The organism is Streptomyces laurentii (assembly GCF_040635425.1).
GTDB classification, from domain to species: domain Bacteria; phylum Actinomycetota; class Actinomycetes; order Streptomycetales; family Streptomycetaceae; genus Streptomyces; species Streptomyces laurentii.
This window is the reverse complement of sequence record NZ_JBEYHT010000067.1, coordinates 1-26,874: the sequence shown is the minus strand read 5'-3', so window position 1 is coordinate 26,874 and position 26,874 is coordinate 1. Positions and strand designations below refer to the sequence as shown.

The following is a 26,874-nucleotide window of genomic DNA, read 5'->3' as shown; positions in this document are numbered from 1 at the left end:
GTCCGCTTGCTTCGTTCTCCGCTGATGCCCTGAGCCGTCCCGATAGGCCCGTTTTCATCCGGTAGGCGTCGTCCGGCCGGCTCCGTCCCCTGCCGCAACGCCCCCTGCACCACCCTCGCACCACCCCCGTACCCGTTCCGCCCTCCCGCAGTTCCACCGTTCCACCGTTCCACCGTTCCACCGTTCCGTCATTCCGTCGTTCCGGCGTTCCGCCTGTCCCGTCCGCCCCCAAGGACCGCACTTGAGCCCCTCATCCCGGCCGGCCGTACTGGCCCTGCTGACCTCACTGGCCGTCACCGGCTCCCTGTGCCTGTGGGCGGTCCTGGCCGCCCCCGGCTCGGTACAGGCCCCGCTGGCCTGGGGCGCGAGCACCGGCGCTGTACTGCTGTCCGCCGCCGTGGCAGCCGCCGTCCACGCCCGCGCCACCGCGACCCGGCTGCGCGCCCGGCTCGCCGCGGAGACCCAGCGCTCCGCCGCGGAGATCGGCAAGCTGGTGACCGCCTCCGCCGCCGAAGACCGCCGCCACGCCGCCGAGTCCGCCCGTATCCAGGCCGCGGCCGCCGCCGAATCGGCCCGCCTCCAGGCCGCCTCCGACAGCGAGACCACCCGGCTCGCCGCCCAGGCCGCCGCCGACACCGCCCAGCACCACACCGAGATCACCCGGCTGACCGCCCGTATGGCCCGCAGCGAGAGCGAGCGGTCCGCCGCCCTCGCCGCCTGCGCCAACGCCGCCGGCCGGATGCAGGCCCTGGCCACCAGCATGCTCGCCGACCTGCGCGAGATGGAACACCGTCACGCGGCCGAGGACGTCCTGGCCGACCTGCTCCACCTGGACCACCGCACCGCCCAGGCCGGCCGCCTCGCCGACTCCGTCGCCGTCCTGACCGGCGCCCGCTCCGGCCGGCGCTGGGCCAAGCCGATCGTGATGGAGTCGATCCTGCGCGGCGCCATGGGCCGCATCAGCGGCTACCAGCGCGTCCGCCTGCACTCCACCAGCGACGTCGCCATCGCCGGCCACGCCGCCGAAGGCGTGATGCACGCGCTCGCCGAACTCCTCGACAACGCCGCCAACTTCTCGCCGCCCACGGCCGAAGTCCACGTGTACGTCGAAGAGGTCCCGGCCGGCGTCGTCATCACCGTCGAGGACAGCGGCCTGGTCATGAGCGACGTCCAGCTGCGCCGCGCCGAACGCGCCGTCGCCGCCACCGACCAGAGCCTCACCGGCCTGTCCGGCACCCGCCTCGGCCTCGCCGTCGTCGGCCGGCTGGCCCGCAAGCACGGCCTGACCGTGTCCTTCCGCCCCTCCGCCCGCGGCGGCACCGGCGCGCTGATGATGCTCCCGCAGGAGATCCTCACCCGCGTCACCACACCCGCCCCCGCCCCGGTCCCGGCCGCCCGCACCTCCATCCCGGCCCAGGCCAAGGCCCCGGCACCCGCCGCCCGGCCCGCCGCCGCCCCGGTCCCCGAACCGGAACCCGCGCACGGCACCGCCCCCCAGGCCCAGGCCCCGGCCCGTGACCCGCGCCCCGCCCCCGAGCCCACCACGGCCCCCGGCGTACCCGCGCACCCCGCGCCCTCCACGCACCCCGCCGTACCGGACCCCACCCCGGCCCGCGACCAGCCCGCGTCCGAATCGACCGCCGGCCTGCCGCTGTTCGGCGAGAGCGGACTGCCCCGCCGCCCCCGCGGCCGTACCCTCGCCGCCGCCGAAGCCCGCCGCAGGGCCGAGAAGACCGACTCCACCACCTCCCCGGCCGGCGAGAGCCGGCCCCGCCCGGCCGACGCCAAGGAACAGGCAGCCCGCTTCAACAGCTTCCGACAGGCTGTCCGGCCCCAGACCCCACACCCGGAAGAAGGCAACACCCGATGACCGCGACCACCGACGAGAAGCTCAACTGGCTCCTGGAAGGACTCCTGGAGCGCACCCCCGGCGCCCGCCACGCCCTGGTCCTGTCCCGCGACGGCCTCAAGCTGTGCCGTACTCCCGAGCTCACCGTCGACCAGGCCGACCAGCTGGCCGCGATCTCGGCCGGCATCCAGAGCCTGTCGCAGGGCGCGTCCGCCGAGTTCGGCGACGGCACCGGCGGCGTACGCTCCGCCATGACCGAGTTCTACGGCGGCGTGCTGTTCATCGTCGAGGCCGGAGCGGGCGCCCACCTCGCGGTCATCGCCTCCGACCAGGCCGACGTCGGCCTCGTCGGCCACAACATGAGCGAACTGGTCGAACAGCTCGGCGAACACCTCAGCGCCCCGCCGCGCACACCCGCCGCCGACCCGGCCGAGAACGGATGAACCGCCCCCGCCCCCGCCCCGGCCGGGACGACGCCCCGGACCGGCTGTACACCCTCACCCAGGGGCGCAGCCGGTCCGACTCGGACGCCTTCGACCTGGTGACCCTGGTGGTGTCCGAGTGCGAGCCGACCCTCGGCATGCAGTCCGAACACGCCACGATCCTGCGGATGTGCACCCTGCCCACCGCCGTCGTGGAGATCGCCGCCTGCCTCGGACTGCCCGTCGGCATCGTCCGCATCCTGCTGTCCGATCTGCTGGCCACCGGCCGGATCAGCGCCCGCCACCCGCGCGTCGCCCGGGTCGCGGACCGGCTGCCCGCCCCCGACATCCTGGAACAGGTGCTCGTTGGACTCCGCAACCTCTGACCGTCCCGCCCTCAAGGCGACGGCCGACAACGGACTGAAGATCGCCATCGTCGGCGGCTTCGGGGTCGGCAAGACCACCATGGTCCGCTCCGTCAGCGAGATCCGCCCGCTGAACACCGAAGAGACCATGACCAGCGCGGGCGAGGCCGTCGACCACCTCGACGGCGTCCAGTCGAAGACCGCCACCACCGTCGCCTTCGACTTCGGCCGCATCAGCCTCGACGAACGCAACGTGCTGTACCTCTTCGGCGCCCCCGGGCAGGAACGTTTCTGGTTCCTGTGGGACCGCCTGTTCTACGGCACCCTCGGCGCCGTCGTCCTCGTCGACACCCGCCGCCTGTCCGACTCCTGGTACGCCATCGACCGCCTGGAACACCACAAGGCGCCGTTCATCGTGGCCTGCAACGACTTCGGCGGCCCGCCCCACACCGAGACACAGATCCGCGAGGCGCTCGCCCTGGCCGACCACGTCCCCCTGGTCATGTGCGACGCCCGCGACCGGGCGTCCAGCAAGCACGTGCTGATCACCCTCGTCGAGCACCTGTACGCCATGTCCCGGCGCCGGCAGGCCGCCGGCCCCGACGCCCAGAGCGTCTTTGCCCTCACCGCGGACAAGACCCCGGAGCCCCTGTCGTGACCCAGCCCCCGGCCCCCACTGCCGGCTGCCCCGCGTCCCAGGACCGGATGCCGCTGTCCGGCCCCCGTTTCCAGACCGAACCCACCCGCCTGTACCGGGAAATGCGCCGCGACCACGGCGCCGTCGCCCCCGTCGTCCTGGACGGCGACATCCCCGCCTGGCTCGTCCTGGGCTACCGCGAACTCCACCAGGTCACCGCCGACCCCGTACTCTTCAGCCGCGACTCCGACCTGTGGAACCAGTGGGACCACATCCCCGCCGACTGGCCCCTGCTGCCCATGATCGGCCGCAAACAGCCCTCCATCCTCTACACCGTCGGCCCCCGCCACACCCAGCGCGCCGCGATGATCGCGGGCGCCCTCGAAGGCGTCGACCCCTTCGCGCTCAAGCGCCACGCCGAGGAGTTCGCCGACGCGCTCGTCGACCGCTTCTGCACCGTCGGCACCGCCGACGTCATCGCCCAGTACGCGATGCTGCTGCCCGCGCTCGTCCTGGCCAAGATCTACGGCTTCGCCGACACCCTCGGCGAAGCACTCGTCGGCTCCCTCAACGACATGATCGACGGCCGCGAACGCGCCCTCGCCGGACAGCAGCACCTGGCCACCTCCATGTTCCAGCTGCTCGCCGACAAAAGGGCCGAGCCCGGCGACGACGTCGTCACCCGCATGATCGCCGACCCGGGCGGCTTCACCGACGAGGAGATCGCCCAGGACCTCATGGTCATGATGGCCGCCGGCCACCAGCCGACCGCCGACTGGATCGGCAACTCCCTGCGCCTCATGCTCACCGACGACCGCTTCGCCGCCTCCCTGGCCGGCGGCCGGCACAGCGTCGCCGAAGCCATGAACGAAGTCCTGTGGGAAGACACCCCCACCCAGAACGTCGCCGGCCGCTGGGCCTCACGCGACACCCACCTGGGCGGCCGTCACATCAAGGCCGGCGACCTGCTCCTCCTGGGCATCGCCGCCGCCAACTACGACCCCCAGGTACGCACCGACGGCTCCACCCTGACCGGCGGCAACAACGCCTTCCTCTCCTTCGGCCACGGCGAACACCGCTGCCCCTTCCCCGCCCAGGAGACCGCCGAGGTCATCGCCCGCACCGGCATCGAGGTCCTGCTCGACCGACTCCCCGACATCGACCTCGCCGTCCGAGCCGAGCGGCTCACCCGCCGCCCCTCGCCCTGGCTGCGCGGCCTGACGGACATGCCCGTCTCCTTCACCCCCACCCCCGCCCTGGGGCCCGGCCCGGGCCCCGACACCGGATCGGCCCCCGGAGGCCCGAGATGACCCCGATCGTGCTCGACCCCTTCGTCACCGACCTCGACGGCGAGTCCGCGGCCCTGCGCGCGGCCGGACCGCTTGTCGACGTCGAACTGCCCGGCGGCGTCGCCTGCCACGCCGTCACCCACCACGCCGAGGCCCGCCGGCTGCTCACCGACCCCCGCCTGGTGAAGGACATCAACGTCTGGGGCGCCTGGCAGCGCGGCGAGATCCCCCTGGACTGGCCGCTGATCGGCCTGGCCAACCCCGGCCGCTCCATGCTCACCGTCGACGGCGCCGACCACCGCCGGCTGCGCAACCTGGTCGCCCAGGCCCTGACCGTCAAGCGGGTCGAACACCTCCGCGAGGGCATACGGGCCCTCACCGACGCGAGCCTGGACCGGCTGGCCACCGTCCCCGAGGGCGAAACGGTCGACCTGAAGGCCGAGTTCGCCTACCCGCTGCCGATGAACGTGATCAGCGAACTGATGGGCGTGGACCGCGCCGACCACCCGCGGCTGAAGGAACTGTTCGAGAAGTTCTTCTCGACCCAGACCCCGCCCGAGAAGGTCCCGCAGATGATGGCGGACCTCGGCGAACTGTTCACGAAGATCGTCGACGCCAAGCGCGACCACCCGGGCGACGACCTCACCAGCGCCCTGATCGCCGCCTCCGAGGACGGCGACCGCCTCACCGGCGAGGAGATCGTCAACACCCTCCAGCTGATCATCGCCGCCGGCCACGAGACCACCATCAGCCTCATCGTCAACGCGGTCGTCGCCCTGGAAACCCACCCCGAGCAGCGCGCGCGGGTCCTGAGTGGGGAAGTGTCCTGGGAGAGCGTGATCGAGGAGACCCTGCGCTGGTCGACCCCCACCTCCCACGTCCTGTTCCGCTTCGCCACCGAGGACGTCGAAGTCGGGGACAGGATTCTGCCGAAGGGCGCGGCGCTGATCGTCTCCTACGGCGCGCTGGGCCGCGACGAGACCCAGTACGGTCCTACCGCCGGCGAGTTCGACGTCACCCGCAGCCCCAACCGCCACATCGCCTTCGGCCACGGCCCGCACGTCTGCCCCGGCGCCGCGCTCTCCCGTCTGGAGGCCGGCATCGCCCTGCCCGCCCTGTACGCGCGCTTCCCGGACCTTCGCCTGGCCGTCCCGGCGTCCGAGCTGCGCAACAAGCCGATCGTCACCCAGAACGACCTGCACGAACTGCCGGTCCGGCTGAGCTGACCCTCCGCCCTGCCGGGGACGGCTGTGGTGGGGTGCCCGGCCGGGCACCCCACCACAACCATCCCCGGCAGGGCGGGTTGTGACGATACCGGGACATTCCCGGACACGGTGTGCGGGCACGGATCGCAGCGACCCTCGCGCAAGGCAAGGAGTGCCCATGCACCTCGACCGCACCACCGCCGTCACCCTCGCCGCCGTCCCGCTGACCGCCACCGCCACCGCCTCCGCCACGGCGCTGGCCCCCCCGGCCCCCGGCCGCGACCCCGCACCCTCCGCGTGCCGCCCGGCCGACCACACCGCCCGGATCACCGACGCGCCCGCCAGCGCGGGACACCACCACTACCGCGTCACCCTGACCACCCCGCGCGGCTACGCCCCCTGCGACCTGGCCGGCTCACCGTCCGGCGTACGCTTCACCGACCGCGGCACCCCGGTACCGGGGAACCGGTGGCGACCGGCACCCCGGTACCGGTCGCCACCGGTTCGTACGGCGACCAGCACACCACCGCGACCCTCGCCCCCGGCCACCCGGTCCACTTCGACATCCAGGTCCCCGGCGAGGCCCGGCAACTCCCCGCCGACGAAGCCTCCTTCACCCTCCAGGCCCCCGGCGGCCAGGTCCCCGGCACGTCCTTCGCCGACGGCCGCCTGCGCGTTGCCGCCGGAACCCTCATCGGCCCCGTCCGGCAAGGCTGACCCCCGCCCACAGGCACCGTCCGCCTCCCCGGTAAACGGTCCCGCCGGGAACCGGGGCGTCAGCGGTCCCTCGCCGGGGCCCGCGCCCGGGCGAGGGCGGCTGCTTCCTCCTCGGTCTGTACGGAGGGCGGGGAGCCCTCCAGCGGGAGGCGGGCGGTCTCCTTCATCAGGGACACCGCCACCACACCGGCACCGGCCGCGGCCATCGTGTAGTAGGCGGGCATCATGCCGGAGCCCGTCGCGCCGATCAGCGCGGTGATCACCAGCGGGGTGGTGCCGCCGAACAGGGACGCCGAGACGTTGTAGCCGACCGACAGGGCCCCGTAGCGGACCCTGGTCGGGAACATCGCCGGCAGCGCCGCCGACATCGTGCCCAGCAGACACACCAGGGACATCCCCAGCATCAGCATGCCGCCCGAGACCGCGAGCAGGCCGCCGCGGCGTACCAGCACGAAGGCCGGTGCGGGCAGGACGAGGAAGCCGAGCATGCCCGCCGTCAGCAGGGGCTTGCGGCCGAAGCGGTCGGACAGCCGGCCCGCCTGATTGACGACCAGCATGAGCAGCACCATCGTGGCCACCAGGATCAGCAGACCGTGCGTCACGCTGTAGCCCAGCTCGTCCGACAGATACGCCGGCATGTACGACAGCAGCATGTAGTCGGTGATGTTGTACGCGCCCACCAGGACGACACACAGCACCAGCGGCCGCCAGTGGGCACGCAAGACCGTACCCAGAGCGCCCCGTGTGGTGCTCTCCGCGGTGTCTTGCGCCTTTGCTTCCTTTGCGGTACGGCCGGTGGTGTTCTCCAGCCTGAGGTACGCGGGCGTGTCGTCCAGCCGCAGCCGCAGGTAGATGCCGATCATGCCGAGCGGGGCCGCCGCGAGGAACGGCACCCGCCAGCCCCAGGCGTCCATGCCGGACTCGCCCAGCCAGGCGGTCAGGCCGGTGACCAGCAAGGCCGCGGCGGCGTAACCGGCCAGGGTGCCCAGTTCCAGGAAGCTGCCGAAGTATCCGCGGCGTTTGTCGGGCGCGTACTCGGCGATGAAGGTGGCGGCCCCGCCGTACTCGCCGCCGGTGGAGAAGCCCTGGAGCAGGCGGAAGACGACGAGCAGGACGGGGGACCAGAAGCCGATGGCGGCGTACCCGGGGACGAGACCGATGGCGCAGGTGCCGGTCGCCATGAGGATCATGGTCAGCGCCAGCACCTTCTTGCGGCCGATCCGGTCGCCCATCGGCCCGAAGACCATCCCTCCCATCGGCCGCACCAGGAAGGCGACGGCGAAGGCGGCGAACGAGGACAGCAGCCGGGCGGTGTCGCTGCCGGACGGGAAGAACACCCGGCCGAGGGTGCCGGCCAGATAGGCGTAGATGCCGAAGTCGAACCACTCCATGGCATTGCCCAGCGCGGCCGCCTTCACGGCGCGCCGGACCGCGGCCCCGTCCGTCACCGTGATGTCGCACCGGCGCGGCCCGGGACTTCGCCGCCATCCGGTGGCCGGGGAATCAGGGGCCTGGGCGTTCTCGGGGGAGGACGTGACGACATCCTTTCCAAAAGGGGCGTACGCGCTCGGGCGCGGAACCCGGGCGCGTACGGACGGCTCTCGGCCCCTACTGTTCCCCGGATCGGCCGGCGTACCGGTCTTCACCCTCCCCGCCACGGGTGACGGCGGCGGGCGGGTGACGGCACTTCACCCGGATGGCGGCGTGCCCGGAGGCCCGTCGAGCACGTCAACTCCCGCATTCCGTATGCGAAATCGGCATACAGAATGCTACGGTGGCATCATGATGGGTTCCGAGGACACGCTGAGGCTCACCGTCGCGGCGCTCATGGCGTCGACCGGACAACGGCAGGGAGACCTCGCGGCCGGCCTCGGACAGGGCCAGGCCCAGGTGTCCCGCAAGCAGGCGGGCCGGGCGCACTGGACGCTCGCCGACGCCGACGCCCTCGCCGCGCACTACCGCCTGCACGTACTCGACCTGCTGGCAGGCCCGGCCCACGCGCTCGGCGTACTTCTCGGCGCCGTACCCAGCCTCCAGCAGACCGCCGTCCTGTCACCGGCCCACGCTTCCCTCCCCGGCATCCCGCCCGCGGCCACCACCCCCTCCCCGGCCACCGCGCCGACGGCCGGCGCCCGGCCCGCCGCCGCCCAGGCGCAACCGCCTGCGCCCCCCGAGACGCCGGCCCCGGCCCCGGCGTCCGCCGAAGCCCCCGTGCCGCAGCCGCTGCCGCCGGTGCCGGCCGGTCCGTGCGTGCTGTGCGGGCAGCCCGCCATGGACGAACTCGACGGCTTCCCCCAGCACTTGAGCGCCGAGGAATGCGCCGCGGCCGTCGCCGCCGCGAGCCCGCCGCCCCAGCCCCCCGCGGCGCCCCCGGCCGACCCCGCCCCTGCGCCCCCGGCAACCCCGGCCGCTCCGACCGCCGTTCCGCCGACACCCCCACCCACCTCACCCGCCCCAGTCGCCGCAGCCCTCGCGGTCCAGGCGCCCACCACCACCGCCACTGTCACGTCCGCGCCCCGCCGCAGCGCACCCGGATACGCCTCCAGCACGCTCACGGACCGGATCACCGACCGCGTACGCGAGGTGCTGGCCGACTGCGAGGGCGACACCGAGACCGCCCAGGCCGAACTCGTCAAGGCGGCGATCCCGGACGTCATGGCGCTGCTCAAGCTGTCCCGGGTCGGCGGCCGTTACGAGCACTCGGAATTCCCGCCGTCGGCCGACATCCTCCAGAAGAAGTCACAAAAGGGCGCCGACCAGATCTGGGAAGGCCGCCCGAAATGGCGCAACCCGGAGATCCACGCAGCGGCGAAAAAGGGAACACGATTCGAGGTGACCACGCTCGACATGAACGCGGCCTACCTGTCCGCACTGAAATGCTGGCTGCCGATCGGACGGCTCCGCGAGGAAACCGGCAGCGCGCACGATCCGAAGAAGTCGGGCGTCCATCTGATCACCCCGCCCGCCTGGGACCACCCCGGCCTGCCCAACCCCCTGGGCAACCGGCAGGAACCGGGGGAGCTGTGGGTCCCCGACTCCCTGCTGCGCCAGCTCCTCGACTGCGCCCGCCAAGGCCTGAGTGACGCCCCTGTCATCCACCGCTCCCTGGTCTCGGGCGCCACCGAAGGCCTGTTGGAGAAGATGCGCCGTGCGCTGGCGGAAGTCCGCAAGAACGCGCTCGCCGAAGGCGACGAACTGACCGTGGACTACGTCAAGTCCATGTATTCTAAGTTCGTCTCCACTATCGGAGAGTCCAGCTCGAACCGGGAAATCCGCCGACCCGACTGGATGCACAACATCCGCTCGAAGGCATTCACGAACCTGTGGCTGAAAGCGCACAAGGCACAAAAGTCCGGACTTCAGGTGGTGCAGATCTCCGGCACCGACGAACTCCACGTGGTGGGGGACTGGCGGACGGTCTTCGAAGAGGGCCGGGAGCTGAACCAGGTCAAGGCGAAGGACACGTACATCCTCGGGGGCAGGCGGTAATGGACGGATCGCCGGACCTGTGGTCCCGGTGGGGCGAGCTCGGAAAGTTCGAAGCGCGCGGAATGAAGGGCGGCGAAGCCCTCGTCCTGGAGATCAACCGGATCTTCCGCTCGTCCGGCATCTCCTCGCCCGTCGCCTCCCGGCGCGGGCTCACCGCCCGCCTGCGCTACCTCGACAGCAAAGCCGGCCGCGCGGCCCTCGCCGCGCAGGGCGCCGCCCCGCGCACCATCCGTACCTGGATGAGGAACAAGGGCGCGATCTCCCCGACACCGGCCAACCGCCGCAGGATCGACGCCGCGTACTGGGAGCGGCGCCGGGAGAACCTGATCCGCTCCGGCTGGCTCACCCGTCACCTCGACAACGACGGCCGAGGCCGCCGGATGGAGATCCACCCCGTCGACCAGGCCCACGTTCCCGAGGCCCGCAGGCGCCCCAACCTCTCCCCGCGCTCCATCACCGTCCGCTACATCTGGGCCGACCTTCTCGACGCCTGGGCCCGCAAGGACACCGGCCTCGTCGACGAGGTCTGGGACGACGTCATCTCCGACCTCGACTCCGATTACAGCGCCTACGCCTACGTCTCCTCCGTCGGCATCGGAGCCTGACACCGTCGAACGGCCCCCGGCCGACACGTCACACCCCGCCGCCCGGTCACCGGTCACCGGTCCCCGTGTCCATGTCTGTTCCCGGGCCCGCGGTGTCAGTCCGTCCTGTCCGGGTTCTCGGACTCGCGGCCGCCCGCGGGAGCGGGCCATCGGTGCTCGCCCTCGTCGTGCCACAGCGGCCGCTGGTCGACCCGTAGCCCCAGGATCTCCGGGCGGGCGTAGTGGCCGCGCGAGTCGACCCAGACCTTGACGGCGTCGAGGTCGGCGAGGTCGATCGTGGCGGTGACGAGCCGCTCCTCCGGGCCGGTGTGCGGGCCCGCGAGGTACTGGGTGAAGGGGTGGATCACCGCCGACCAGCCGCCGCCCGCGGTGATGTGCTTCTGCGGGCCGAGGGCGGATTCCATCCAGTCCAGACAGGTCTGGTCGACCGGGTTGCCCGCGGAGACGACGAACGCCTGGGCGGTGAGGGCGTGAGTCTTCATCATCGCGTCGATCTGTGTGTCGGCGACGGTCTCGAAGCCGGCCATGGTCGACAGCCCGGGCCAGGCCGCCGCGTGGATCTCCTGCCCCTGGACGATCAGGGCCTGCCGGGCCAGGTTCATGGTGTGCTCCCAGCAGACCAGCCCGCCGACCCGGCCGAGCACGCTGTCGAACACGCCGAGCGTGGCGCCGCCGCCCTGAGCCCACACCATCCGCTCCGCGTACGTGGGCTGGAGCTTGCGGTGCACCCCGAGCAAGGCCCCGTCGGGGTCGACGAAGACCTGACTGTTGAAGCAGGTACGGGTGCCCGCGAGGCGTTCGCTGACACCGAGGACGATTCCGACGCCGGCCCGCCGGCAGGCCGACCGGACCCGGTCGATCCCAGGCCCCGGCACCTCGACGGACGCCCCGGCGTAAACGGCGTCGACGGCCTGCTGGTCCAGCGGCGCGTACGCCTCGATCCAGTACGGGTAGCCGGGCACGAAGGTCTCCGGGAACACCAGCAGGTCGATGCCTTCCCGGCCGGCCTGCTCGATGAAGCCGACGGCCTTGTCGACCGTCGCCTCCGTGTCCATGAACACCGGCGCGGCATGGACCGCCGCGACCGTTCGCCTCCTGGCGGCGGACGAGGGCATGGAATCCTCCTTGAGAGCGGCACGGCCGGCAGACCCGACAGCGAGCTCCGTCGGCACCCGGGCCCGGCACGCCGGCCGCACCGCACCCACTGTTCGCGGACGCGGCCCGGACGAGCCTGGACGCGCGCAGTGTGCCACGCCCACCACCCCTCGTACGGCACTTCCCCTCGAATCCCCTCCCGCCGCGCGCCCCGCCCCTGCGCCGCGGCCCGCGTTCGTCCTCCTGCGCCCGGTGCTTACCGGGCGCAGGAGGCAGGAGGGCGTCAGACGCCGGGAATCCGGTCCAGGAAGCCGTGCACCGAGATGATCCGGCCCGTCTCGGACAGGGTGATGACATCGAATCCGGCGGCGGGGGAGGACCCGTCGGTGCTGGAGACGAGATCCCAGGTGAAGCGGGCCACGTCGTGATGGCCGTCCACCGTGCCGGTCAGCTTGAACTCGTAGCCGGGGAACTGCCGCTGCGCCGCGGCGATGCCGGCGACGAGCTGCTCGTGACCGCGGACGTCCATCAGCGGGTCGGTGTAAGTGCCGTCTTCCATCCAGGCGTCGGCGACGGCTTTGGCGAGGGTGACCGCGTCAGGGGCGTTCCAGGCCGCGAGGTAGCGGCCGACCGCAGTTTCGAAAGCGCTCACTGGAAGGATTCTCCTCAAGGGTCGGTTGCCCGCCGCGGTTGCGAAGCGGCTCGCCGACCATCCTGCGCGGACTTCCCTGACTGGTCGATTACCGGTGAGGTCATGCACCGGTCGGTGGGGCTGTTCGCCTTGCCGCACTCGGCGCCAGGGGAGTCGTCGCCGCTCACCCCGTAGAAGGGCTCGGAGCCGTGGCGCCCTGTTCAGTCCTCGGCTGTCACCAGCGGGAAGGTCAACTGGACCCGGGCCGGGGTGCGTAGCGCGTCATGGCCGTCTGCCGACACTTCGACGAGGACGGTGCCCGGGCTGGGCACACCGGGCAGGCCGGCCGTGTCGGGCGGCATGGGCAGGTCGAAGATCCAGGCAGGCCCGCGGATGCCTTCCCCGCACAGTCCTTCGGGCAGGTCGGAGTCGTCGGGGCCCAGGCCGTAGGCCGAACCGTGTTCCCGGTCGAGGACTGGCGGAGCCGTGTCGGGTATCAGGTGCGCGCGCACGAGGTAGCCGGGCACCTGATCGCTGACGAAGGAAACGACGGCTTGTCCTTCGTAGGTGTAGTACCGGACCTGGGTGGCGTCGGAAGGCAGCCGCGCACCACCGGCGACGATGACATCCGGCAGCGCGGTGTCGCTTCCGGCACAGGCGCGAGGGTCGCCCAAGGGGTACATCAGGTCGTCCCAGAACAGCCAGGTCAGTTCGGAGGCGACCAGAACGCATGCCGCCGTGCCGAGAGCCAGGAAGGGCCGCCACTTACGGCTTTGGGGCTCGGCCGTGGTGTCCCCGCGGTGACCTTCCAAGTCGTCCTGATCTTCGGCCGGTTCGTCCGTGCTGTCCGTATCGGCTTCCAGTCGGTCCACCCCGGAGCCTCCCTGCCGCCGATCCTGACGGGCCATCATTTCACCTCTTGCCGGCGTGCCTTCCTGCCGCAGAGTGTTCTCGTGAGCCCCCGCCGCGTGAGGGAGGAACACGGCCGACAGGACCCGAATCCGGCACCGCACCCCGACCCATCCGGGAAGACAGGCCGGCTCTCAGCCGCCGGCCCCGCCCGCCTCCCAGCCCCACACGGCGACCGCGTCGCGCAGCAGCCGGGCGGGGGCGGGCAAGCGTCCGCCCTGCGCCCAGCGCAGCGTCAGGACGCGGCGGCAGTCGGGGCTGTCGACACCGGCCCAGGCCGGCGGGACGCGGCTGATGGTACGGCGGGCGATGACGGGCACCAGGCCGACGCCCAGGCGCGCGCTGATCAGTCCGGCGATCGCGCCGGCCTCGTCGCCCTCGCAGACGATCCTGGTCGTCAGGCCGCGTCCGGCGAACAGCTGGTCCGGCAGCCGGCGCTGCCAGTGCCCGGGACGGGGCGCGATGAGGGGCAGGCCGACGAGTTCCTCGACGCCGACCGAGGCACGGCCCGCCGGCGGATGACCCACCGGCAGGGCCAACGCGACCTCCTCGTCGAGGAGCCGGACCGAGTCCGGTCCCTCGGTGGTGATCGGCTGCGAGGCGACGGCCAAGTCGACGTCCCGGGCCCGCAGCCGCCGGGCCATCTCGGCGACCGGCAGCTGGTGCAGCTCGATCTCCACTGCGGGGCAGCACTGTTCGAACGCGGCCGGCGGACCGCCGAAGGCCATGAAGGTCCCCGCCCCATCCCCGACGGCCTCGGCCACCGCCCGCCGTCCCGCCTCCAGTTCGCCGAGAGCGCGTTCGACGTAGCCGCACAGCAGGTGCCCGGCGTCGTTCAGCCGCAGCCGCCCGCCCCGCTCGAACAGCGGCGTGCTCGCCCGCCGCCCCGCCGCCACCGGAGCCGAACTGCGCAGCGACCTGCCCCTGCCACCCGCCCTGGAGCCGCCAAGACGCCGTCCGCGTACGGGACGCCCCGCCTCAGCTCTACGCGAGACGACCCAAGGGCCCCTCAGGACCGGGATGCCGAGCGACGGCGGGCACGAAGCAGACGAACACCCTTCACCGCGTAGACGGCAGCAAGGAGCACGATGCCGGCGAGAGTGAGCCCGAACCACGCACCCGCCACCAGCAGGCTCAGCGACAGGCCGCCGAGAAGCAGCAGCCCGCCGACAGCCTCCAGCAGGTCGAAACGCGCCTGGGAACGAACCACAGGGTCCGTCCCTCTCATCCGCCGGAAGAGCAGGACAATGCCGAGAGCCTGAAAGACGGCCAGGCCAAGCGCGATCCAGACATACCAGCCAGATATCTCCACGACGCGCACTGTATCGACCCGACAGGCCGCCATCCTCCTTCCCACCCCCGCATCCGGGAGAACGCACGTGCCCACCGCTACGCGGATCCCGCCCGCGCCCGGGCCAACCGGGGAAACGAGGACCCGACGGACGCACTCACCAAACGCCTGGCCCGCGACGCACTCCGGGACGGCGAAGTCCGCGAGCAGGCCCCCCTCCACGGCCTCGACCCCCTCGCGATCGACGGAACCGTCTCCGCACCCGCCCCAGCCGACCGCCTCGCCGCCCGCTTCGAACTCGGACCGGTTCAGCGAACCTCTCTCAACTGAAGCCCTACGGCGCAAGGTTCGACTGCGGCAGACATCCCCGCGAGGAATTCGAGTAGCTGCGCGTCCTGGCGGTCCTTGGCGGAAACGCCGGGAATCAGCAGAAAACCCGCCCCCGGGATTCCTGGGGCGGGTTTTCGGTCGAGCGCTGGGCCGGCCTTGCACCTGCATCTCCCCACAGGAAGTGGGGCGTCTTTCCTTGGACCACCAACGCACCGCTTGCGAGGCTGCGTTCGCCCGCTTGCGTGTAATGATCATATCCCATCCGCCGGTCACCTCGGACCCGCCGCCTCCCCGTGACGCGAGTGTGCGCACGGCCGGGACAAGCCGAGGTGCCGGACGGTGCGACCGCGGACAGGCACCGGCCGGACGAACCCTCACTCCGGCCACCCCTGCCGGAACGCACACCCACAGCCGCGCCTGCCAGGCAGACCTGGCGGTCCGGGAGAGTGAAGGACGGGTATGTACGGTCCATGGCATCGAAGTTCCGCACGAAGGACGGCGGCGAAGTCCGCGTCGGAGACAAGGTGTAGGCCAAGGTCTGGCTGGAGAGCGACAACAATCCCTGGCTCGTCACCCGGCACCCGCACGACAAGATCCACCTCCTCCTCAAGGAGATCGGCGGCACCGAGGAACGCGTCCACCACCCCGACGACCTCGCCCTCTACTACTACGCCAACCGGCAGCCCTCCAGCGGCGGATGAGGCGTGCCCCCTGGGAGGGGTGCCGCAGGCCTCATGTCCGTAACGGACCGGAACCAGGCGCGGGGGCATCGGGCCACCGGACGAGCACGATCCCCGCCCCGCGCGGCGCCGGGCCGTGGCGCCAGGGAGGAACTCGTCTCCGCGGACGAACAAGCACGCCCGGGACCGGCCTCAGCGACCCCGGCTCGAGCTCCAGACCGTGCCGCGCGCCTCGTACTCCAGCATCTGCTCCAGGTTCACCGCCGGGTCCGCGCCGAGTTCGCGGCGGACCAGCCAGAGCGCGAGCTCGAGACCGGAGGTGATGCCGGCGGCGGTGACGAGATCGCCATCGTCGACCACACGGGCGTTCTTCACCAGGCCACCCCGCTGTTCCAGGTCCGCCTTGACCTTGTGATGGGTCGTACAGGGGCGGCCCTTCGTGAGCCCGGCGGCCGAAAGGAGTATCACGCCGGAGCACAGAGCCGCGACGGTCAGGCCCGGCCGCGGCGCTGCCGCCAGGGCACGGGGCAGGATGCCGCGATCGATCTCGGCCCACACCCCCGGGCCGTCGCGACGGGTGTAGCCACCGCCCGGGACGACGAGCAGGTCCGCTTCTTCAGGAGCCCAGGGACGGATGCCGCGGACGGCCATGCCGTACGCGCCGGTGATGCCGCGCGCTCCGGTGGCGGAGACGTACCGGACCTCCACCGGGCTCGGGGTGAAGAACCCGGCAGCCGAGAACACCTCGTACGGGGCCGTGAAGTCGAGCTCCTCGACACCGTCGAACATCGCGATGTGGACTCGGAAGGGACGGCCCGCCTCCCGGCCGGACCCGGACTCGGCGGACTCGGACCCGGATGCGAACGCCGGAGAGGCCGCGGTGGCGGCCAGGGCTCCCGTGGCACCGAGGACGGTGCCGGCACGGAGTATCTGCCTGCGGTTCATGGGGGCTCCTGTTCCTGGAACGTCAGGTGACGACAGGACAGGAGTCGGACGGCGACGGCCCCGAGTTCCCGCCGACACGCGGAAACCTGACGCCCCGTACGTCTCCACGACCCGCCAGACCGAGAGAACGGCCGCGACTGCCGCACCCGCCCTCACGCCTCCGCGCACCGGTGCGAGGATGAGCGCGCCATGGCACCAGGCCGATGTACGCGAGGAGCCCGGGCCGCGATGTTCGCGGCCGTCTGCGTGCTGCTCGCGGCCACCGGACACGTGCTGATGTCGGGCCGGGACCTGCCCGCGCCGACGCTCGCCCTGGCATACGCGGGGACGTTCGCCGCCGCCTGGGCACTGGCCGGCCGCGAGCGCGGCCTCCTCGGTGTGACGGCGGCGACCGTGGCGGTCCAGAGCGTGCTGCACGAGGTCTTCTCACGGGCTCAGCAGCACGAGGCCATGCCACCGTCCCAGCCCGCGACCGACCCGATGGCGACACCCCACACAGGCACAGGCCACACAGGCACAGCCCACATGGCCATCGGGCACATGGGCATGTCCCACGAGGCCATGGGGCACCCACTCCCGCCCCCCGAGGCCGCCGCCCACGACATGACCGCCATGTCCTCGTCCCTCGGAATGCTCTCCGCGCACCTCCTCGCCGCCCTCTTGAGCGGCCTGTGGATGGCGCACGGCGAACGCGCCGCCTTCCGCCTCGTACGATCCCTGCCCCTGCGGCGCTTCCGCTCACCGCTGCGGCCGCTATGGCACCTGCTCGCCGCCATCGTCCCCGTACCCCCGCCGCGCCCTCAGGCCCGGCCCGCTCACGCCGGTGACGAACGCGCCCCCCGGCAGCTCCTCCTCGCCCACTCCGTCATCTCCCGGGGCCCTCCACCGGCCTTCGCTGTCTCCTGACAGCCGGCTCCCCGAGCGCGAACAGCACACGAACCCCGCCGCTGCCGCTCGGGCATCGGCCATGCCGCCGCCACGGCAGGCCGCGACCCCTTTCACCGGCGCACCCGCGCACCCGCGCGCGCCGCCGGATTCCCTGCCTCACAAGGACTTGTGGCGATGACACCTGCCCGTGACACCCCCAAACGGCGCCTGACGAACCCCCCGACGTACATGCCGGACACCGACACCGACACCGAAGCGGCGACCACCCGGCTCGCCCTGGCCGCACGGGACGGAGACCCGGACAAGGCCGACCTGTTCGTCCGGGCCCTGCACCGCGACGTACGGCGCTACGTCACCTACCTGAGCGCCGACCACCAGGCAGCCGACGACCTCACCCAGGAAGTCTTCCTCCGCGCGATCGGCGCGCTGCCCCGCTTCCAAGCACGGTCCTCCGCCCGCACCTGGCTGCTGTCCATCGCCCGCCGGACCGTGGCCGACAGCCTGCGCCACGCGGCCACCCGCCCCAGACTCTCCGACCGCGACGACTGGCAGACACAGGCGGAACACACCCAGCCCCTGGGCCTGCCCGGAATCGACGACGGCGTGGCCCTCGCCGCACTGATCGCCTCGATCCCGGCCGAACGACGCGACGCCTTCGTCCTGACCCAACTCCTGGGCCTGCCCTACGCCGAGGCGGCCAAAGCCATCGGCTGCCCGGTCGGCACAGTCCGCTCACGCGTCGCCCGCGCCCGCACGTCCCTGGTCCGCCTGCTGCGGAGCGACGAAGAACCCGACCCGGCGGCGATCCGGCCGCCGACGGGAACGGCACACACGCCGAGACGGTTCACCAGGACCCTCGCCCTCGCCTGACCTCCCCGCCCAACCCCCTGAGGGGTGGAATCCCGGACCCCCCCGGGATTCCACCCCTCCACCGGAACCGCACCGCCCCCGGCCCGGGCACACGAGAGGATCACACCCCTGCACCCCCTCAACCCCGGCCAGGTGGTCGACCACCCTGCAAAACCCACGGCTCCGCTGCCGCAAGGACAGCCCGGCGGCGACCGGTCAGACCGTCGCGGTACCGACCACCTTGGTCGGGCTGATACGGACGACGACACGAACAGCCTCCGCCGGGAGGTCCAGGTACTCCTGGCCGGCGCCGGGACCCTCGTACTGCTCGGCGAGACCCACCGCCAAAGACCGGCCGACGTCCTCCCTGATGGTCGCGAGGCCGCGTATCTCGACGTACCGCAGCGGGTCGGCCGGATCGTAGACGGTCAGGCTGGCACGCGGCTCGCGGCGCAGGTTGCGCTCCTTACGGCGGCCGGCAGCGGTGGAGACGAGCAGGTCGTCTCCGTCACGGCCGACCCAGACCACGGACGACTGCGGGCTTCCGTCGGGATTGACGGTGGCGAGGACGGCGGGAACCGGCCTGTCCAGCAGGGCCCGGACGGATTCGCTCAGCATGGGTGTCATTCGGGCGAAGCTATCGGCAGCCCCGACCGCCTCGCACCCGGATATCGCCCGAACCCCCACCGGCGAGCCCTGGGAGGGGAGGAGGCCGCTGGGACCGCGGCGCTCGAACCGCTCACGCGTCGCGGTGAACACCGGCAGCCCGTACTCAGCGACGGTACGCGGCCGTCGCGAGCCCGACGAAGGACCGGACCAACGGATTGGTGTCACCCTCGTTCCACACCGCCACCACCCGGCTCGGCGGCATGCCCGTCAGCGGCACCACTGCCGGCTCCGCGGGCACGTCGTGTCCGAGCGGGGCCAGGGCCGACCGTGCCGTTCCACAACACGGCCTGCAGGCACTCCTGAACGCCGCGCACCACGGGGCCCTCGCGCGGTCTGCCACCGTTCCAGTACGACTGCCAGAGAGGGTCGGTGCCCTGCGGGAACCGGAACCAGCGCCGATCGCCCAGCTCGGCCGGCCGCACCCGGCCACGACGGGCCAGCGGATCGTCGGCCCGCACGACCACACCGACCGGATCGCTCCGCAGCGTACGCACCGTCAGGACGGACTCGTCCAACGGCGCACGGGTCAGAGCGACATCGACCAGTCCGGCGCGCAGCCCACACGCGGGGCCGGTCAGATCCGTGCCGCGGACACGGATGTCGACGCCGGGATGGCGCCGGCGGTAGGCGGCGGCCAGCCGGGACACCCTCAGGTCCGTGCCGTCCCCCAGAATGCCGGCGATGAGGATCGCGACACCGGCCGCCGCGCTCACCCGTACCCGGACACGGTCGGCATGCTCCAGCAGGGCCCGCGCCTCGTCGAGCAGCACCCTGCCCACCGGCGTCAGCGCGCCCCCCCGCGGGCGAGCGGGCGAACAACAGGGCCCCGACCTCGGCCTCCCTCCGTGGTGGGACCCGGCGACGGCGAGACGATCGTCCTGGGCACCACCCGCATGCGGATCCTGGAGGACGGCAGCCACACCGGGCACCGCCTCGCGATCGCCGAGTCCGTCCTCGCCCCGCACACCCAGGGACCGCCGCAGCACCGCCACGCCCGACACGACGAGGGCTTCTACGTCCTGTCCGGCACCGTGCGCTTCACCGTCGGGGGCGAGGAGTACGACGCCACCCCGGGCACGCTCGTGATGGTCCCGCCCGGCACCCCGCACACCTTCGCCAACCCGACCGACCAACCCGCCGTCATCCTCAGCACCTTCACCCCCGACCTGTACGTGCAGTACTTCCGAGACCTCCAGGAATCACTCACCGCCGACCACCCACTGACGCCACAGGCCACCATCGACACGATGAACCGCTACGCAACCGAGCCCGCCTCACGGCGTCCCTGACAAGACAGCGGAACCAGGCCCCACCGACAGAGTCAGAAGCCCCCGCAGCCCAGCCCGACCCCCTGACCCGGCACCGCCTCGACCGCGCCCTGCGACCGGACGGCGAGGGCCAGGAGTTGTGGATCACCGCCCAGACCCGGTCATCGCCGGGGAGCGACGCCTCGGCGATCTAGGCCATCGGCATGCCACGCGCGGACAACAGTGCCATCTGGGCCCGCCGCCAGGTCACCACCGGCCCGGTGCCCCCGCGGACGATCCGCAGCAGACGCCGCCCTTCGCCGTCATCGATCGCACGGACCTGCACTCGTATCGACACCCAGACAAGGTGACCGTTGCAGTCGCTGTGGTCGGGTAGCCGGAGACCATTACTGATCCCCGGCCCCCTCAGAACCGGACGTGCGAGCTTTCCCCGCATCCGGCTCAAGCAAGCCCCATGGGCTTCGCAGGCCAGCAGGTTTATGTGGCCCGTTTGCCGTCGCCAGCGTGGTGTTGTCGATGGCATTCAGAATGCACGAGGCGAAGGTTGTTCCGCTCGTCCGTGCCGCCGTCTCGCCGGTAGGTGAAGTGATGCTTGTGGAGCATCTTCTTCGAGGCCGCGAACCAGTTGATCCACTCGCGTGGACTGTCCGGTTCATACTCGGCTCCGACGATCAGCGCCTGCTTGCAGAGGGGACAGAGCCCCTGCTGCCGGACCGCCAGGAGAAGACTCGTCTTGTCCATCGGCGGCGGCGCTTTCCTGCGACGGCGGTCCCGCCAGTACTCGATCAGATCGGGGTCGTCCGGGGACGCCCCGCCTTTGACGAGCTGGTGGCGGACGATGCCGGTCCAGGCGAACTTGATGAGGAAGGCGCCGCTGCCGCGGTCGCCGAACACCCACCGGTCTCGCCGGGACGGGTGGAACTGGCCGAAGTACCGCTCCACGACCCAGTGCCTCGACTTGTTGCGGTGGCTTCGTCTGGCCCATTTGAAGGTCAGTCGCCACATGTAGTGATCCAACGACGCGAACGTCGTCGTGGATGCCACCGCCCGGTAGTAGGCAGCCCAACCGCGAACGATCGGGATCAACCTGCGCAACACGGCCTCGGCATTGGACCCGTGCAGGGCCTTCACCTCGGTCCGCAGTCGCGCCCGGAGCCTCGCGCAAGCCGCTGTGCTCGGCTTGATGATCAACTTTCCGCCCGTCCGGCGGACGGTGAAACCGAGGAAGTCGAACCCCTTATCGAGGTGGACGACCCGGGTCTTCTCCTCGTTGAAGCGAAGACCCCTCGGCTCCAGCCAGTCCTCCAGCCGGGCCCTGACCTGGTGCACCTGTTCCTCGTCGTGACAGAGCACTACGAAGTCATCGGCATACCTCACCAGCACCGGGGTGCCCGGCTTCGAGCCGGGCTCACGCCCGGCCCGCACCGTGTATTGGCACCCTGCGGCCTGTTCCAGTCCGTGCAGAGCAACGTTCAGCAACAGCGGGCTGATCACACCGCCCTGGGGAGTTCCCTCCTCGGTCGGTGCGAACCGGCCGCGGTCGATCACGCCCGCCTTCAGCCACCCTCGGATCAGATCCCTGGCAGGGAACTGGCCGAGCGTGGTCATCAGGTGGTTGTGGTCAATGCGATCGAACGCCGCCGACAGGTCCGCGTCCAGGACCCACAGACGTTTCGGGTTCTTGCCCTTCACCGTCCAGAAGATCGCGGATATCGCGTCCTGGCAGCTGCGGCCGGGCCGGAAGCCATAGGACCTCGGCTCGAACCGCGCTTCCCACTCGGGTTCCAGCGCGTTCTTCACGCGGGCCTGGAGAACTCGGTCACGGATGACCGGGATGCCGAGTGGTCGCTGTTTCCCGTTGCTCTTCGGAATGAACACTCGCTTGACCGGCCTGGCCCTCCAAGGCGTCGACGACCGATGGATCTCGGCCGCCAGCGTCCCTCTCGCCTTCGGCGTGAGGGCCCGTTCCCCATCGATACCAGCGGTCATGCGACCACTGCTCTGCTGAGTCACCCGCTTCACGCTGACCAGCGTGTTGCTGCGACTTCTCAGCATGAGCTTCTGCAAGTTGCGGACCTTCTTCAGGTCCCCGCCCTGCGTCGCCTTGAAGATCCTCTGCCTCAGCCGCCGTACGTTCTCCTCGCACCCGGCCCAGTCGATGCCGTGCCAGTCGAGTAAGTCGACCTCGGGTCCGTTCACCGCAGGCGAGGACTTCACGACAGATGCCGTGGTCTCCATATTCGCCTCCGGTGTCTAACTTGTCCCTCGGTTCCGGCTTCCTTGCAGTGGTGACTTCAAAGGCTCACCTGATCCACGTGGGCGCCCTTTCGGGCCGGGCCACCAGGACCCGTATCCGGCGAGTTATGCGAGAGCGGGTGAAGGTCCCAACTCCCGGTTTCCTCTGGCCTTTCGGCCCGCCGGCCTTCGCTTCTTGGATCTTCCTTCTCCCGCCAGGGAGTTCAGCCTTCCTTGCGGTCGGCCTACCAAGCCGGGTGGCTTGGACCCCGTCGGGGTTTCCACGTTCCGCACCAGTAAGACGCGACTGGGGTGGGCGCCCCCTCTACCCCGAGACCAGCGGTGTCCTCCCTCCGGGCTCAGTTACCCGAAGGTCGCTTGGTGCCTTGCAGCACCGGGTCCTGTTACCGCCGCCAGCACGCCATCGGCGCGGTCTCAAAATCACGGGGCATCATCGAGGGTTCACTTTCGTTCGCCCGTCCAGCCTTCCCCTCACCTGTCGCTCCCCGATGGCCGGGGTGCTCTTGGGCTTGAACGCTCGGCTTCACACCCCGCCGTTACCAGCGACGCATGCGAGCGCGGGGACGGGCCCTGGACACTGGCCCGAAGTTCAGCCGATCGATACCTCCTTCACGTGGCTGCCCTTACTTACATGGAGCGACTTCGTGTCGCACACTGAGCGTTTGATTTGGTGGGATCAAGGCTCGATCAGACGAGTCGGTCCAGGTATGACGCTCAGGTATTCGCTGGAACAGGAAGCGCCTCGGCCCTGCATGACGAGGGCCGAGGCGCTGGTACACACTGCTGTCAACGACCTCTGTGAATCGAAAGAAGGCGTTGACGGAAACCGACTACGACCAGTTGAACCGGACGGCTTCCATGGGGCGCGCTTCACCGGTGGTGCCGAGGCGTGCGTAGTAATTCCAGCCGGTGTGGTAGGTGGAGGTCCGGTAGTGCGGAACGTCGCCCTTGTCCCGGAGATGGGCGGTCGAGAACACATAGCCGCCCGAGCCGCCGGGTCGCTCGACGTACTCGATCGCCTCGATCGGAACGTTCATGCCCTCGGTGCCGATCTGTACCGTCTTCCCCGGCTTGGCGCACTGCTCTGTAGAGTCCCAGCCGTAGCGTGACCGGTGTGCGCGCAGGCAGATCTCCCCGTAGTTCGTCGTGACGCGCAGGGCTTCCAGGTTCTTGCCCTCGCCTCGCGTGCCTGCCCAGGCTCCATTGCACACCCAAGGCAGCCAACCCCGGTCCTGGACATGGGCCTGGTAGCAGATCTCTTGGCCGGTGCCGGCCTCGGCCGGACCACCAAGGGTGAGTGTGGCGGCGGTGGCCAGCACAACAGTGGTGCCCACCCGCATTGCTCGCTTCAGCATCGGTTCGTTCCCCCCGAAGATACCTTGATCACGGAACGAGAGATGCTAGCTCGTCTCCGCCAACTCGACCAATCCGTAACGCCGTCAGCGAGTGGAGAGACCCCGGCAGAGCGCCGGGACTGGGGGGAGCGACTAGAGATGGGCGCTGAGGCAGGGCGTGGCGGGATCCGGGCGTTGTGTGGGTGGCCGGGGCCGGCGAGATCATGGCGCGCAACGGGGTCTTGGAGGATTCCTCGGAGAGAATTCGGCGAGTGGATATTCGAGACGGCAGGACAAGCCTGCTGGTCAACCAGATTGACCCGGCCTGACCTTGACCTGCCAGCGAACGAACTTGCCTCGTCACCGAAGGATAACGAGCAAAGGGAATGACGCTCTTTCGTGTTTTGCCGAGTGAACAGCTCGCCCGCCGGTGGAGCTAGATCAGCCACAGCTGACTGCTGCTCGAAGGCCGGGCCGCCGGGGTGGCCGAGAGGATCGGCCGAGTGGCCGGGGCGCGCCGGTCGTCCACGCCCCGCGCCGCAGCGCTCGGGGCCGGTCTCACCACTCGCGCTGGGCCGTCGCCGCGCGGCTCCGGCACCGGCGACGACGGAGACGTCGGCCGGAGGGGGCCTGAAGCAGAACGTGCTGAAGTGGTGTCAAGACACTCTTTAGTCATCTTTTTGAATCGAATACAGACAAGTGTGAGTATTCTGCGACCCTCCTGGTGAGAAAACGCGAGGATTCCGGTGACTCCGCGGAGGAACGGCTCTGCTGCTGCCTGGTCGGAGACAGCCGCCACCGCCGCAGTGGTGAGCGAGGTGTGCGCCGTGCCCGCAGGGGGCTGAGCCCGTGGTGGCGCGGTGCGCGATGTGCGGAGCACTGCCAGAGCTCCGCCGCCCCCTGCCTACCGGCCTTCGACGGTGGAGTCACGCGACCGTACGGCCGCCGGTTCCCGTGGGCGGATGGCCCTCTACGATCCGGTGCATGCTGGATCCCGAGTTGCTGGAACGGATCACCGCGCGGCGCGCGGAGCTGGACGAACTCGAAGAACAGCTGGCCATGCAGCTGGCGGAAGTGCGGGCTGAGCGGGACGAGCTCGCTGTCGCCGAAGGTGTCCTTGAACGGATAACCGGGCAGCTCGCCAAGGAACGCGCCTCCACCGGACCGGTGCCCGGGCAGGTGGCCGGACGGGCGGTGATGCTGATCCCGCACCGCGAACCGGGCATGGAAGAGGGCGCGCTCCCGTGGGACTACCAGCGCATCATCGCCGCCGTGCGGCAGCCGCCGGACCGGTCATGGCCCGCGAGGTGGTGGGGGTGGACGTCAGCGTGAAGGCCAAGCTGGAACCCCTGCGCAGCAAGCTGGTCAGACTCGTCGATCGCGGCTGGCTGCGGAAACTGCCCGACGGCCGGTTCACCACCCGCCTGTGACCAGGAGCACCGCAACTCGGAGCAGCCCGGCAGGGGCGTAACCGCAGTGCCCCCGGCGGCCGTTGGAATTGTGTGACGAATACCAAGAAGCGCGCCGAGGACACCCGCCCGCTTGTCTACCAGTGTCGCCTGCCGCTGTCCACGCGGACCGTCAACCACCTCGCCGACCTGCTCAGGCGCCATCTCAAGACGATCCGGTCCAGGTGGCGGATCCTGCCGCCTGGGAAGATCGCGGGTATTGTCCTGGCCGTGCTGCGCCACGACCAGCGCCTGGCCGACATGGCTGGCGGCAACGACGTGTCCGAGTCCGCCGTTCGTTGCTGGCGCGACGAGCTGATCGGACTGCTCGCCGCGCAGGCGCCGCGACTGGACCGTGCTCTGAAGAAGATCGCGAAGCTGGGCGGGGAGGTGGTCCTGATTGACGGCACCCTCATCCGTACCCAGCGCCGCACCGGCAAGGCCGACCGGCGCAACTACTCCGGCAAACACCGCAGCCACGGTCTGCACTTCCTCGCCCTGACCGACGAGAACGGGCGCATGATCTGGATATCCGCCGCCCGGCCCGGCCGCACCCATGACAACACCGCTGCCCGCCACGACCACATCCTGGCCCACCTGCGTGCCGCCGGCATCGGAGCGCTGACCGACCTCGGCTTCCGCGGCCTGGACAACAATCTGCTCGACCCCGTGATCGTTACCGGCTACATCGCCACCCGCACCCACAAGCTCACTCGAGGCGAGAAGGAGGCCAACCGCGTCCTCGCCGTGGGACGTGCACCGGTCGAGCACGGCTTCGCCCACCTCAAGAACTGGCGGATCCTCACCAAGCTCCGCCCCCCGCCACCCGCCTCCTGCGCGCCCTGCTCGTCCTGACGGACCTCGAGATCAACCGCTGACGGACGATCTACTGCTCAGACAGTCGCCCGTGACCAGCACGAGTACCCCAGAACCGGTCACACCAGCCCTTTGACCTGCTACTTCAAGTTGGCGGAGGCTCACTGCAGTGCATCCCCGGCCGCAGGAAGCCTCCGTGCCTTCCCTGCCGACCCATCGCCTCAAGGCAGACGTTTCCCGGGCAGGACCTTTCCGCGATGTCCGGAGAGGGGCGCACAGAGGTTTGCGTTATCCGCATCAAAATTTCTGACATCAGATCATTTGCGATTTCCGCATATGGATTTGTCGCTCTGCCAGATGCCTTTCAACTCAGTCTTTTTGCGGTATCGTCATGCGATTTTGGTGATGGGGCATTTGAATAGATCCGCACCCGCATTCCCGGGCCCAAGAACCCGAGCCTGCCCTTTGCTGCGTCTTTTTGGTGTAGACCACTTGCCTGCTGGATGAGGTCTCAAGTGGAACTCTGTGTGACCACTTTCCAGGGTCCCCATCAGGTGGGATACACCCTCTCCCACCCTTCACACTGGTCGCTACCAGCGAACAAACCTCATGAAACAGACAGCCTGGCCAGGCCCCGCAGGGGACAGGCCAGCACCCGCCACGCACACCGTCAGGTCCCGTATAAACAGCCAGAAATGAGCCCCGCAGGGGATCATGAATCACCCACCAGCCCCCACCCCACCGGGCCGCACACCCGGTCCAACCTGTTCACCCCGCAGTCACCGAAGGTGACTGCCCTCCGGCCCACTTCGCCCGGCGCCGCGCGTCTCAGGTCCCCCTGGAGGGGTGGAGTGGCACATGGTGGTGCCATGTGGTGCCACGTGATG

Annotated in this window: 24 protein-coding genes and 2 pseudogenes; 14 read left to right on the top strand and 12 right to left on the bottom strand. The window is 70.7% G+C overall.

The features are described from left to right. Nucleotides 1-241 precede the first annotated feature (241 nt). The 7 genes from ABZ693_RS30305 to ABZ693_RS30275 all read left to right on the top strand — a co-directional run bounded on the left by ABZ693_RS30305 (nt 242) and on the right by ABZ693_RS30275 (nt 6,484). Complete coding sequence (locus ABZ693_RS30305; RefSeq protein ID WP_359883830.1) at nt 242-1,870, top strand: sensor histidine kinase; 1,629 nt, start codon at nt 242-244, stop codon at nt 1,868-1,870. After that, nucleotides 1,867-2,292 carry a roadblock/LC7 domain-containing protein gene (locus tag ABZ693_RS30300; RefSeq protein ID WP_359883829.1) on the top strand — a complete coding sequence of 142 codons (426 nt, stop codon included), beginning with the start codon at nt 1,867-1,869 and terminating at the stop codon, nt 2,290-2,292. Before ABZ693_RS30305 ends, ABZ693_RS30300 begins: the two co-directional genes overlap by 4 nt. After that, nucleotides 2,289-2,657, top strand: a complete 369-nt coding sequence (locus ABZ693_RS30295; protein ID WP_359883827.1) for a DUF742 domain-containing protein — start codon at nt 2,289-2,291, stop codon at nt 2,655-2,657. The genes ABZ693_RS30300 and ABZ693_RS30295 overlap by 4 nt, the downstream gene beginning before the upstream one ends. Beyond that, nucleotides 2,638-3,294, top strand: coding sequence for a GTP-binding protein (locus ABZ693_RS30290; RefSeq protein WP_359883824.1), 657 nt, complete (start codon nt 2,638-2,640; stop codon nt 3,292-3,294). Before ABZ693_RS30295 ends, ABZ693_RS30290 begins: the two co-directional genes overlap by 20 nt. Before the next feature lie 47 nt (nt 3,295-3,341). Next, the gene (locus tag ABZ693_RS30285) at nt 3,342-4,583 is read left to right on the top strand and encodes a cytochrome P450 (protein ID WP_359883865.1); all 1,242 of its coding nucleotides are present in this window, start codon (nt 3,342-3,344) and stop codon (nt 4,581-4,583) included. Next, nucleotides 4,580-5,788, top strand: a complete 1,209-nt coding sequence (locus ABZ693_RS30280; RefSeq protein WP_359883822.1) for a cytochrome P450 family protein — start codon at nt 4,580-4,582, stop codon at nt 5,786-5,788. The genes ABZ693_RS30285 and ABZ693_RS30280 overlap by 4 nt, the downstream gene beginning before the upstream one ends. Nucleotides 5,789-6,235: 447 nt before the next feature. After that, nucleotides 6,236-6,484, top strand: a complete 249-nt coding sequence (locus tag ABZ693_RS30275) for a hypothetical protein (RefSeq protein WP_359883819.1) — start codon at nt 6,236-6,238, stop codon at nt 6,482-6,484. Nucleotides 6,485-6,543: 59 nt separating this feature from the next. Here the strand turns inward: ABZ693_RS30275 and ABZ693_RS30270 are convergent, their stop codons facing one another. Then, nucleotides 6,544-8,130, bottom strand: coding sequence for an MFS transporter (locus ABZ693_RS30270; protein ID WP_435842588.1), 1,587 nt, complete (start codon nt 8,128-8,130; stop codon nt 6,544-6,546). A 136-nt stretch (nt 8,131-8,266) separates the two neighbouring features. On the opposite strand from ABZ693_RS30270, the gene ABZ693_RS30265 reads away from it, so the two are divergent. Further along, nucleotides 8,267-9,973: an acyltransferase gene (locus ABZ693_RS30265; protein WP_359883814.1), complete on the top strand. Its 1,707-nt coding sequence runs from the start codon at nt 8,267-8,269 to the stop codon at nt 9,971-9,973. A 62-nt stretch (nt 9,974-10,035) separates the two neighbouring features. Continuing rightward, nucleotides 10,036-10,578: a hypothetical protein gene (locus ABZ693_RS30260; protein ID WP_359883811.1), complete on the top strand. Its 543-nt coding sequence runs from the start codon at nt 10,036-10,038 to the stop codon at nt 10,576-10,578. Nucleotides 10,579-10,673: 95 nt separating this feature from the next. On the opposite strand, the gene ABZ693_RS30255 is transcribed toward ABZ693_RS30260, so the two are convergent. The 6 genes from ABZ693_RS30255 to ABZ693_RS30230 form a co-directional block, all read right to left on the bottom strand. After that, nucleotides 10,674-11,693, bottom strand: coding sequence for a carbon-nitrogen hydrolase family protein (locus ABZ693_RS30255; protein ID WP_359883809.1), 1,020 nt, complete (start codon nt 11,691-11,693; stop codon nt 10,674-10,676). A 263-nt stretch (nt 11,694-11,956) separates the two neighbouring features. Further along, complete coding sequence (locus ABZ693_RS30250; RefSeq protein WP_359883806.1) at nt 11,957-12,325, bottom strand: nuclear transport factor 2 family protein; 369 nt, start codon at nt 12,323-12,325, stop codon at nt 11,957-11,959. 200 nt (nt 12,326-12,525) lie between these two features. Further along, entirely contained in the window at nt 12,526-13,176 is a 651-nt protein-coding gene (locus tag ABZ693_RS30245) for a hypothetical protein (RefSeq protein ID WP_359883803.1), read from the bottom strand. 171 nt (nt 13,177-13,347) lie between these two features. After that, on the bottom strand, nt 13,348-14,109 hold the full coding sequence (locus tag ABZ693_RS30240; RefSeq protein ID WP_359883800.1) for a LysR family transcriptional regulator substrate-binding protein: 762 nt from the start codon (nt 14,107-14,109) through the stop codon (nt 13,348-13,350). 113 nt (nt 14,110-14,222) lie between these two features. Further along, complete coding sequence (locus ABZ693_RS30235; protein ID WP_359883797.1) at nt 14,223-14,525, bottom strand: hypothetical protein; 303 nt, start codon at nt 14,523-14,525, stop codon at nt 14,223-14,225. A 1,181-nt stretch (nt 14,526-15,706) separates the two neighbouring features. Then, complete coding sequence (locus tag ABZ693_RS30230; protein ID WP_359883796.1) at nt 15,707-16,459, bottom strand: DJ-1/PfpI family protein; 753 nt, start codon at nt 16,457-16,459, stop codon at nt 15,707-15,709. Nucleotides 16,460-16,687: 228 nt separating this feature from the next. Here ABZ693_RS30230 and ABZ693_RS30225 point away from each other — a divergent pair, with 228 nt between their 5' ends. After that, nucleotides 16,688-17,365 (top strand): hypothetical protein, encoded by a 678-nt coding sequence (locus ABZ693_RS30225; protein ID WP_359883794.1) that lies wholly within the window; start codon nt 16,688-16,690, stop codon nt 17,363-17,365. Between the two features lie 210 nt (nt 17,366-17,575). Then, complete coding sequence (locus ABZ693_RS30220; protein WP_359883863.1) at nt 17,576-18,217, top strand: sigma-70 family RNA polymerase sigma factor; 642 nt, start codon at nt 17,576-17,578, stop codon at nt 18,215-18,217. Between the two features lie 195 nt (nt 18,218-18,412). On the opposite strand, the gene ABZ693_RS30215 is transcribed toward ABZ693_RS30220, so the two are convergent. Both ABZ693_RS30215 and ABZ693_RS30210 read right to left on the bottom strand, forming a co-directional pair. After that, nucleotides 18,413-18,814 carry a PPOX class F420-dependent oxidoreductase gene (locus ABZ693_RS30215; protein ID WP_435842587.1) on the bottom strand — a complete coding sequence of 134 codons (402 nt, stop codon included), beginning with the start codon at nt 18,812-18,814 and terminating at the stop codon, nt 18,413-18,415. A 154-nt stretch (nt 18,815-18,968) separates the two neighbouring features. Next, nucleotides 18,969-19,687, bottom strand: a pseudogene (locus tag ABZ693_RS30210) (LysR substrate-binding domain-containing protein). Between the two features lie 23 nt (nt 19,688-19,710). On the opposite strand from ABZ693_RS30210, the gene ABZ693_RS30205 reads away from it, so the two are divergent. Then, nucleotides 19,711-20,154 (top strand): cupin domain-containing protein, encoded by a 444-nt coding sequence (locus ABZ693_RS30205; protein ID WP_435842586.1) that lies wholly within the window; start codon nt 19,711-19,713, stop codon nt 20,152-20,154. A 172-nt stretch (nt 20,155-20,326) separates the two neighbouring features. On the opposite strand, the pseudogene ABZ693_RS30200 reads toward ABZ693_RS30205, so the two are convergent. The 3 genes and pseudogenes from ABZ693_RS30200 to ABZ693_RS30190 all read right to left on the bottom strand — a co-directional run. Then, nucleotides 20,327-20,470 (bottom strand): annotated as a pseudogene (locus ABZ693_RS30200) (IS630 family transposase); the annotation flags it as partial. Between the two features lie 140 nt (nt 20,471-20,610). Further along, a complete protein-coding gene (gene ltrA / locus ABZ693_RS30195; protein ID WP_359883789.1) occupies nt 20,611-22,371 on the bottom strand; it encodes a group II intron reverse transcriptase/maturase in 1,761 nt (586 codons plus the stop codon). Between the two features lie 848 nt (nt 22,372-23,219). Then, the gene (locus tag ABZ693_RS30190) at nt 23,220-23,744 is read right to left on the bottom strand and encodes a hypothetical protein (RefSeq protein WP_359883786.1); all 525 of its coding nucleotides are present in this window, start codon (nt 23,742-23,744) and stop codon (nt 23,220-23,222) included. A gap of 963 nt (nt 23,745-24,707) precedes the next feature. Between ABZ693_RS30190 and ABZ693_RS30185 the strand changes: the two genes are divergently transcribed. Further along, entirely contained in the window at nt 24,708-25,055 is a 348-nt protein-coding gene (locus tag ABZ693_RS30185) for a hypothetical protein (protein ID WP_359883784.1), read from the top strand. A 170-nt stretch (nt 25,056-25,225) separates the two neighbouring features. Further along, the gene (locus ABZ693_RS30180; RefSeq protein WP_359883782.1) at nt 25,226-26,026 is read left to right on the top strand and encodes a transposase family protein; all 801 of its coding nucleotides are present in this window, start codon (nt 25,226-25,228) and stop codon (nt 26,024-26,026) included. Nucleotides 26,027-26,874 lie beyond the last annotated feature (848 nt).